General features: G+C 55.8%; 10 protein-coding genes and 2 pseudogenes. 3 read left to right on the top strand and 9 right to left on the bottom strand.

The window, feature by feature from the left end:
- The 3 genes and pseudogenes from ACZAHD_RS19450 to nasR all read right to left on the bottom strand — a co-directional run.
- Positions 1 to 290, bottom strand: a pseudogene (locus tag ACZAHD_RS19450) (nitrate ABC transporter permease); the annotation flags it as partial.
- A 1-nt stretch (position 291) separates the two neighbouring features.
- Positions 292 to 1,548, bottom strand: a complete 1,257-nt coding sequence (locus tag ACZAHD_RS19445) for an ABC transporter substrate-binding protein (protein ID WP_462458233.1) — start codon at positions 1,546 to 1,548, stop codon at positions 292 to 294.
- A gap of 269 nt (positions 1,549 to 1,817) precedes the next feature.
- Positions 1,818 to 3,014, bottom strand: coding sequence for a nitrate regulatory protein NasR (nasR, locus tag ACZAHD_RS19440; protein WP_462458232.1), 1,197 nt, complete (start codon positions 3,012 to 3,014; stop codon positions 1,818 to 1,820).
- A 70-nt stretch (positions 3,015 to 3,084) separates the two neighbouring features.
- On the opposite strand from nasR, the gene ACZAHD_RS19435 reads away from it, so the two are divergent.
- Positions 3,085 to 3,438: a DsrE/DsrF/TusD sulfur relay family protein gene (locus ACZAHD_RS19435; RefSeq protein ID WP_462458231.1), complete on the top strand. Its 354-nt coding sequence runs from the start codon at positions 3,085 to 3,087 to the stop codon at positions 3,436 to 3,438.
- A 240-nt stretch (positions 3,439 to 3,678) separates the two neighbouring features.
- Positions 3,679 to 3,921, top strand: a complete 243-nt coding sequence (locus ACZAHD_RS19430; RefSeq protein WP_462458230.1) for a DUF1883 domain-containing protein — start codon at positions 3,679 to 3,681, stop codon at positions 3,919 to 3,921.
- A gap of 31 nt (positions 3,922 to 3,952) precedes the next feature.
- Here ACZAHD_RS19430 and ACZAHD_RS19425 read toward each other — a convergent pair whose 3' ends face one another.
- Positions 3,953 to 4,633, bottom strand: coding sequence for a gamma-glutamylcyclotransferase (locus ACZAHD_RS19425; protein ID WP_462458229.1), 681 nt, complete (start codon positions 4,631 to 4,633; stop codon positions 3,953 to 3,955).
- 149 nt (positions 4,634 to 4,782) lie between these two features.
- The gene (chaB, locus tag ACZAHD_RS19420; RefSeq protein ID WP_462458228.1) at positions 4,783 to 5,013 is read right to left on the bottom strand and encodes a putative cation transport regulator ChaB; all 231 of its coding nucleotides are present in this window, start codon (positions 5,011 to 5,013) and stop codon (positions 4,783 to 4,785) included.
- A gap of 271 nt (positions 5,014 to 5,284) precedes the next feature.
- On the opposite strand from chaB, the gene chaA reads away from it, so the two are divergent.
- Positions 5,285 to 6,385: a sodium-potassium/proton antiporter ChaA gene (gene chaA / locus ACZAHD_RS19415; RefSeq protein ID WP_462458227.1), complete on the top strand. Its 1,101-nt coding sequence runs from the start codon at positions 5,285 to 5,287 to the stop codon at positions 6,383 to 6,385.
- A gap of 117 nt (positions 6,386 to 6,502) precedes the next feature.
- On the opposite strand, the gene kdsA is transcribed toward chaA, so the two are convergent.
- The 4 genes and pseudogenes from kdsA to ACZAHD_RS19395 form a co-directional block, all read right to left on the bottom strand.
- The gene (gene kdsA, locus ACZAHD_RS19410; RefSeq protein WP_462458226.1) at positions 6,503 to 7,357 is read right to left on the bottom strand and encodes a 3-deoxy-8-phosphooctulonate synthase; all 855 of its coding nucleotides are present in this window, start codon (positions 7,355 to 7,357) and stop codon (positions 6,503 to 6,505) included.
- 39 nt (positions 7,358 to 7,396) lie between these two features.
- The gene (gene sirB1, locus ACZAHD_RS19405; protein WP_100682428.1) at positions 7,397 to 8,209 is read right to left on the bottom strand and encodes an invasion regulator SirB1; all 813 of its coding nucleotides are present in this window, start codon (positions 8,207 to 8,209) and stop codon (positions 7,397 to 7,399) included.
- Between the two features lie 3 nt (positions 8,210 to 8,212).
- Complete coding sequence (gene sirB2, locus ACZAHD_RS19400) at positions 8,213 to 8,608, bottom strand: invasion regulator SirB2 (protein ID WP_462458225.1); 396 nt, start codon at positions 8,606 to 8,608, stop codon at positions 8,213 to 8,215.
- Positions 8,605 to 8,771, bottom strand: a pseudogene (locus tag ACZAHD_RS19395) (protein-(glutamine-N5) methyltransferase, release factor-specific); the annotation flags it as partial. The gene sirB2 and the pseudogene ACZAHD_RS19395, both read right to left, overlap by 4 nt.

Raw genomic sequence — 8,771 nt, 5'->3', positions numbered from 1 at the left:
CCCATGTCATTCGGCCCATCCTGATAAAAAGGGTCGGCAAACAGAGTCAGCGCGGAATCGAGCGTACTCAGCGGCGTCGGAAAGCCCTTGCTGTTGATCGCCGCCAGTTGCCAGCAGAGCAAAAGCAGTCCCAGTCCGAGCAGGGGCGGCAGGAGTCGCTGTACGGTTTCACGTAACCAGCGCCTGACGCGCGGCGTCGGACGCCGGACCTGCACCGGCGGCAGGACGATCACTTCGCCCGGCGTTTTTTCTGTAGCAATACCAGGTTGCGTACTGTGCGCGTGTTTCATTTCATGCCCCCTTATGTTGAATCGAGAAGCCGCGGGCGTAGCCTTCCGGATCGGCCCCCGTCCAGACGGTACCGTCTATCAATGTGCTGCTACGCATGAGCGCGGTCGGTGTGGTGATGCCGCCCACCGCCTGCGCCGCCTCTTTCCAGACGTCAATGCGGTTGATGCGCCGGGCCACCGCCTGATAATCCGGGACCGTTTTCAGTAATCCCCAGCGGCGGAACTGAGTTAAAAACCACATCCCGTCCGACAGCCACGGGAAACTCACCTCCCCCTGGTCGTAAAAGCGAATCGGATGCGCGTCCTGCCAGCGGCGTCCCAGCCCGTTGTCGTACTCCCCGAGCATCCGCCCGGTGAGATACTGCTCTTTGGTATTCAGCCAGGCGCGCTTCGCCAGAATGCGCGCCGTCTCCCGTTTGTTCTCTTCCGACGCGTCAATCCAGCGCGCGGCCTCCAGCACCGCCGCGACCAGCGCGCGGGCAGTGTTCGGGTTGCGGTCGACCCATTCGCTGCGGGTACCGAGAATTTTCTCCGGGTGTTCCGGCCAGATAGCCTGCGAGGTGGTGGCGGTAAAACCGATACGGTCGTTGATCGCCCGCGCATTCCACGGTTCACCGACGCAAAAGCCAACCATGTTGCCAATGCGCATGTTCATCACCATTTGCGGCGGCGGCACCACCACGGTGCGCACATCCGCAAACGGGTCGATACCGCCGCTGGCCAGCCAGTAATAGAGCCACATGGCGTGCGTCCCGGTGGGAAAGGTGTGGGCAAAGGTGTAGCTGCCCGGCGCGCTCTGGCCAATCAGGCGTTTCAACCCGCCGAGGTCGGTCACACCTTTCTCCTGCAGATCGCTGGAGAGCGTAATCGCCTGGCCATTGCGGTTAAGGGTCATCAGGTTTGCCATTGAATGCGGCTTTCCGGCGATCCCCAACTCCAGGCCATACAGCAGTCCGTAGAGAATGTGTGCCGCATCGAGTTCACCGGCGACCAGCTTGTCGCGCACCGCCGCCCAGCTGGCCTCTTTGGTCGGCACCAGGGTAATACCGTATTTTTTATCGAATCCTTTCAGCGACGCGATTGCGATCGGCGCGCAGTCCGTCAGCGGAATAAATCCGACCCGTACCGTAGATTGCTCCGGCTTATCGGATCCTGCCGCCCATGCGGCCTGCATCGCGCCAGGCAGCAACATCGCTCCGCCCAGCGCGGCGCCTGCCTGTAAAAAATGCCGCCGTGAAATCGAAAATTTATCGCCCATACCCGCTCCAGAACACGCAAAAAAAAAGCGCCCGACAGTGCTGATGCACTGCAGGACGCCTTTATCCATGGACACACAAACCGACATTGGCCTGTAGCCCAAAATTGTTAACTGAACGATTTAACGCATTAACCGTTGTCTGTTGGATAATGCAAAACAGATGCCAATGTTCGTAGACGCGGTGTTAAGCCATTTTCCGCTTTTCGCGGGGCGGCTTTTCCCCAATAATTGCACCGCTGACAAGCAGCCGCTGCCCAACCATCGTGCATCTACTCCTTTGGGGTTATGGACCACAACGCCTTTACCGTCAGTAGCGCGCGGGCGATTTCCACCATCCTCTGATTCTTATCCATCGCCATTTTCCGCAACGTCTGCCAGGCCTGTTCTTCCTGCATTCCCTGATGAGTCATCAGCACGCTTTTCGCTTTTTCAATCAGCTTACGCTCTTCGAGCGTATCTTTGAGCGATGCCAGTTGTGCGGAGAGTTGCTGCAACTCAAAGGCCTGCTGGCGCACCAGCGGCAGCAACTGTTTGTCGAGACGGCGCGCGATGCCGTCGTCCCCCTCTTCCTCCGGCCAACTGGCAGGCGGCGCTTCCGGTGCTTCACCGCTGAGCAGCATATCGGCGACATTCAACAGGTCGTCAATCAGGCTCTCCTCCAGAGCGCGCATCTGCTCCAGACGCTGCGTCTGGGCACAAAACCAGCGCAGCGCTGTCTCCCCCTCATCCGCCGGGGGCCGCCGGGTACAGGCGATCCGCCGCAGCTGCTCAATTTCCAGACTGGCCTGACACTGGGTCATAAACAGTGTGATCTGCGGTGCCTCAGCCAGTGCCTGGAAGCTGTCAAAACAGGGCTGCTGACCATCGATTCTGTCCACCAGCAGTTGGCGGAGCTCATCGCTGAACTGACCGCGGGCAAAGCCGGATGCCCCCAGCGCACGCTCCTGCCCCACCAGCTCTTTGCCCTGCATAAAGCTGTAGAGCGCCACCATGCGCCCGGCAATTTGCGGATCGTCAATGCTGTCGTTAAGCTGCGGGACAATATTTAATAAGTGGCGGATAATACGACTGAACTGGTTTGTCGCCTCTTCAGCAACAATGGTGCGGTTGCGCACAGCGTCGCGCAGCGTCGACAACTGCGCCAGGTACCAGAGCGCGCTGGCAATCCGCCAGCACAGCGCGCCACTGGCGCACTCCTGCACCGCTTCCAGCGCCTCACGGAAAGCGATAAGCTGTTCATCTACCAGCGCCGACCCCGCACGACACTCCGCGGCATACAGCCGCCCACCGGAACAGAGCCAGAGGTTGGACGCGCCGCGCTCGCACTGTAGCATGTGCACCAGCGCGCTTATCCGGCTTGCCAGCGTCCCCTGCTGCGCCAACTGGCGTAGCTGCTCTTTTTGCAGTTGCCGCGCGCGGTGAAACCACCTGTTGGCCTCAGGCGTAATGCCAGCCGTATTATTCATACCCCCTCCCGGGTCAACGCTTTATACTTTAACCACAAGCAATAACCATGCCTTATACCAAGGAGTCCTTATGCAAAGTATTGTGATTGTCGCCAACGGTGCTGCCTACGGTAGCGAATCGCTGTTTAACAGCCTGCGTCTGGCGATTGCCCTTCGTGAACAGCAGTCTGAGCTCGATCTGAAGCTGTTTTTAATGTCTGATGCGGTAACGGCTGGCCTGCGAGGGCAGAAGCCGGCGGAAGGCTACAATATTCAGCAAATGCTGGAGATCCTCACCGCCCAGAATGTCCCGGTGAAATTGTGCAAAACCTGCACTGATGGTCGCGGTATCACCGCACTGCCACTGATTGACGGCGTGGAGATTGGCACTCTGGTGGAGCTGGCGCAGTGGACGCTGACGGCCGATAAAATCCTGACCTTCTGAAGAAAGGGGGTCAGGCGGGATTTAATATCACCCAGGCTACATTTGTTAATCGAAAATGTAAGTCAGCTGAATGCTTTCAGGCACAACATCATTTTTGTTTAATCTTTATCCTTTTTTTTGATCAAAATCAGCATTCGTCCACTCTCCATTTGGTGTTATGCCATGAGTAAAGTGTGAACAATATCACGCGCGGGATTGAGCAGGCAGGATGCTGTAGACAGACAACAACGGGGTAGATAAATGGCTATGGTTAAAGCAAGTTTGATGTTGTTTGGCGGCGATACGCTGGTAGTCCGGTGTTCTGAACGCTGCCATATTCACCTGATGAGCGCGAAGGCTGCTGGTAACAGCCATGCGGATATTCTGAGCGTCCAGGATCGTGACAGCGCGTATCTGACCGTGCCGTATAACGGTACCTGGAACGTACTGATCGATAGCCACAGCCAGTCTCTGGAGCACTCCATTAGCTACGTTCCTGCCTGACATCACCTGCCCGGGATAACCCGGGCATTTTTCAGGCCAGCCCCGGCTGGCTGTTCTCTCCCAGCAGCGTCCGTACCTTGCCGACGAGATCGTCAAGACAGTCATCGTGCATGCCGAGTTTGCGTAGTTCCTGATCCAAGGAGAACAGGTACTGAGCATTGGTGCCGAGCGGCCCGCTGGCTTTGGCGATCAGCGGCGCAATGACCTGGGCGCGGGTATCCGGTTCGAACAGCGGGTGCCGAGGATCCATAATAAACACCAGCGCGTTTACCGTCCGCCCGTCATCAAGTTCCAGCTTACACCAGGTTGGCATATAGCAACCGGTGATCATCTCCCGCTTCCACAGCAGCGTCAGCTCCTCTTCCAGCGTCTCATCATGGAGTCGATAGGCCACGCCGGTGGTACGTCCGCCCTCTTTCAGGGCCAGCATACGCCCCGGCTGACAGGCGCTGCCCCGCCCGGCAGTCAACCGCAGGCAGAAGGCGCGGTGCCAGCCCGGAAGGGTACCGGTACAGGTTTCGCGATACTCAAGAGCCGGGTTCCACATCAGCGAACCGTAGCCAAAGATCCATACTGAGCCGGCATCCGGACGACAGGCCAGGGTTGCCGCCAGGGAAGCGGCCCGTTGCTCTGCCGACCAGAGAAGCGATTCCTCAATAGCACCAAACGCCGTCTTACAATCCGCATTGATTAAGAAATCACGTGTTAACACTTCTACTACCTCCGCCACTGCCCGCTTCCCGGCGATTATCTGATGGCATCCGTGAAATATTGCCGAATTATTATCCAGCTTTCATCGACAATAAGCAATGAACGACACGCTGGCAAGGCGCGGAGCAGCAGATGAGGCAGCAGGAACAATTATTTTTTCTTATGCCACTTATCATCGTCTCCTTTTTGATAGTCATTTTTGACCGCAGCCCAGGCAACTTTATGCGCCGTCTCTTCACGGCTGGCGTCGTCTCGCCGGTCTGCTTTGTGCTTATACTGCTCCCAGGCGCTATTAAACGCTTCTTTATAGATCTCCTGGGCATGCGCCGGTAACACGTGCTGGACGCCATCGGGTAACTCTTGTTTACTGCGATAAGGCATATGCACCTCCGGATGGTGGATGATGGTAAAAATATAAGTCTGGGATGCTAATTACGGGTTTTCAAGGCGGGATAGAAAGAAGAAGTATTTTTAGTAATTATCTGAATAATAAATATAAAATATCAATAATGATAAGTTATGACAATTTCAAAGTATAAATTAACAATAGCCGTAAATTTAGGTAAAAAATCAATTCAGCCAGCAAAATCTCTGTTATTTTATCTACTTACGTTATCTATAATTATAACACCTGTATAAATGGAGATGGTTCATGACGCATGTACATGAGGCGGTGAAAACCCGCCACAAGGAGACATCGCTTGTTTTCCCGATTCTGGCGCTGGCGGTGCTTATCTTCTTCGGAAGTAGTCAGTCACTGCCAGCGGTTATTGGCATTAACATTCTGGCCTTAGTGGGTATTCTGTGTAGCGCGTTCAGTGTCGTACGTCACGCAGACGTTCTCGCCCACCGCCTGGGCGAGCCGTACGGTTCGTTAATTTTAAGTCTTTCCGTCGTGATTCTTGAAGTCAGCCTGATTTCTGCATTAATGGCAACCGGCGACGCGGCCCCGACGCTGATGCGTGATACGCTCTATTCAATCATTATGATTGTCACCGGCGGTCTGGTCGGCTTTGCTCTGCTGCTGGGCGGGCGTAAATTCGCCACCCAGTACATGAATTTGTTCGGTATCAAGCAGTATCTCATCGCCCTGTTTCCGCTGGCGATTATTGTGCTGGTCTTTCCAATGGCGCTGCCAGGCGCAAATTTCAGCACCGGGCAGGCGCTGCTGGTGGCGTTGATTTCCGCCGCCATGTACGGCGTGTTTCTGTTGATCCAGACCAAAACGCACCAGAGCCTGTTTATTTATGAGCATGAAGATGACGGCGACGACGACGACCCCCATCACGGCAAACCGTCCGCCCACAGCAGCATCTGGCACACCGCATGGCTGTTAATTCATCTGGTGGCGGTTATCGCGGTCACCAAGATGAACGCGAATCCGCTTGAGACGCTGCTGAGCAGCATGAACGCGCCGGTGGCCTTTACCGGCTTCCTGGTTGCGCTGCTGATTCTCTCGCCGGAAGGGCTCGGCGCGTTGAAAGCGGTACTCAACAATCAGGTGCAGCGTGCGATGAACCTGTTCTTCGGTTCGGTGCTGGCGACGATTTCACTGACTGTGCCGGTGGTCACCTTAATCGCCTTCTTAACAGGCAATGAGCTGAAATTCGGTCTTGGCGCGCCGGAAATGATCGTGATGGTCGCCTCGCTGCTGTTGTGCCAGATATCGTTCTCTACCGGGCGCACCAACGTACTGAACGGCGCCGCGCACCTGGCGCTCTTCGTCGCCTATCTGATGACCATTTTTGCCTGACCGTTCTCCCCCATCGCCATATCATCGGCCGGGGGAAAATTCTGCGCCCTTGCCGACGCATAAAAAAAGCCTGCCGGTTTTACAACGAGCAGGCTTTTCGCATTCAGGCGCGCTGAATTAGTTGCTGGTATCCAGCTCTTCAAAGCTCTTCACCAGATCGTCAATCGCTTTGATCTGCTTCAGGAACGGCTCCAGTTTAGCCAACGGCAGCGCGGACGGGCCGTCGCATTTCGCATGTTCCGGGTCCGGGTGCGCTTCGAGGAACAGACCGGCGAGGCCAGTCGCCATACCGGCACGCGCCAGCTCGGTCACCTGGGCACGACGACCGCTGGATGCGGCGCCAAACGGATCGCGGCACTGCAACGCGTGGGTCACGTCGAAGATAACCGGCGAGTTGTTGGACACTTTCTTCATCACCCCAAAGCCCAGCATGTCAACAACCAGGTTGTCATAGCCGAAGTTCGCGCCGCGATCGCACAGAATGACTTTGTCGTTACCGCCTTCGATAAACTTGTCGACGATATTACCCATCTGGCCCGGACTGACAAACTGCGGTTTCTTCACGTTGATCACCGCGCCGGTTTTCGCCATCGCTTCGACCAGGTCGGTCTGGCGAGCCAGGAACGCTGGCAGCTGAATAACGTCAACCACATCGGCAACCGGCTGCGCCTGGCTTGCTTCATGAACGTCAGTGATGATTTTCACGCCGAAGGTCTGCTTCAGCTCCTGGAAAATTTTCATCCCTTCTTCCAGGCCCGGACCACGATAGGAGTGAATGGAAGAACGGTTGGCTTTATCAAAAGAGGCTTTGAACACGTAAGGAATGCCCAGCTTCTGCGTGACGGTCACATAGTGTTCGCAGATGCGCATCGCGAGATCGCGAGATTCCAGCACGTTCATCCCACCAAACAGGACAAAAGGCAGGTCGTTTGCTACGTTGATATCACCAATGCTAACCACTTTTTGTTTCATAAGATCGCCTTATCAGGGTATAACCGGATTCATTCCAGATTAGTGAAGAGTAATTTGTTTATGCGAAATGGTGTTAATTTGCGCGCGGATCATTTCGCTGATCGGGTCCTCAGGACACTGTTCGACGAAATAGTTCAGATCCAGCAGCGCAACATGATCGCACTCAAGCTGGGCGTAGATCAGCCCGCGGTCGCGAATCTCGTACGGATCTTCCGGATTAAACTGCAGTAGCGCTTCGCTGGCGCGCAGGGCCAGCTCCATCTGCCGCTCTTCCATCAGCGCCGACTTTAAGGTGTCGAGCAGTTTGTGGATCACTTCGGCGTTATCCGCCTCGTCAAGATCCTCGTTGAACAGCTCGGCAACCGGACTAATATTACCCTTCAGCCAGACTTCCAGCGTGTGTTCGTTGAGCGTTTCACCGTTGAACGGGTTAATCAGCCACATCTCTTCGCTGGTTTCCGGGTCGGCGCGCAGCAGCAGCTGCGTCGGGAAGATAACCGGGACCAGCGGCAGCGACAGGCGCTGGGCAATCCACAACACGATAGCCCCTAATGACGCCGCGCTCCCCTGACGGTTAAGCAGAACTTTGTCGATCCACAGCGCATCAGACAGCCGGTAAACACCGTGAGAATCGCGAAAACCCCACTCATGGTAGAACAGCTCCAGCAGCCGCTCCAGCTGACGCTCCTGATCCCAGGAAGAAGCAATTTCCTCCTGCGCCAGACCCAGCAGCCGCTCCAGCTCATCCTGCACGTAGTGCGTCGGAAAATCGTCGCGGATTAATTCAGAAATGAGGACCATGCCATCGCACAATGGCGCTTTGTTAAATTCGAAATCAGCTAATGACCTCATGACTTACCCCAGTAAAGGTGTTCTTGTAATGGCGAGTTGTATGATGATGAACAACACCACCAACGCCAACAGAAAGGCAATAAACCGGCTCTGCTGGCTGCGTGGGCGACGACGTCCCAGCGCGATAAAACCCAATGCGATGTAAATAATAACGCCAAACAGCTTTTCAGTCAGCCATGAGCCGTCTTCAGTGAAAGGCAGATAGTGCGTTATGGCCATTAGCCCTGCGCCGCTCAGAAATAACAGCGTGTCGCAGCAGTGCGGCGCAATGCGCACCCAGCGCTGGTTCAGCCAGGCACTATGACCGCTGTAGGTCCACCAGTAGCGCAACGTAAACAAACTGACGGAAACCACCACACACGCTATATGCAGATACAGCACCGCGCTAAACAGATTCATATGACAGCTTTCTCCATGCCGGAAAACCGCCCTGTCGTCAGGCGATCGTTATCGCCGTAGTCACGGCAGGTCGCCACATCGTGATAGCCCGCGTCACGGAACAGCGCCCGTACCGCGTCCCCCTGTTTCCAGCCGTGTTCCAGCAACATCAGTCCGTCGGGCG

This window comes from Raoultella sp., assembly GCF_039594335.1.
In the GTDB taxonomy this organism is placed as follows: Bacteria; Pseudomonadota; Gammaproteobacteria; order Enterobacterales; family Enterobacteriaceae; genus Klebsiella.
Note: the sequence above shows the minus strand (reverse complement) of the source record. Positions and strands in the feature narration are given on the sequence as shown.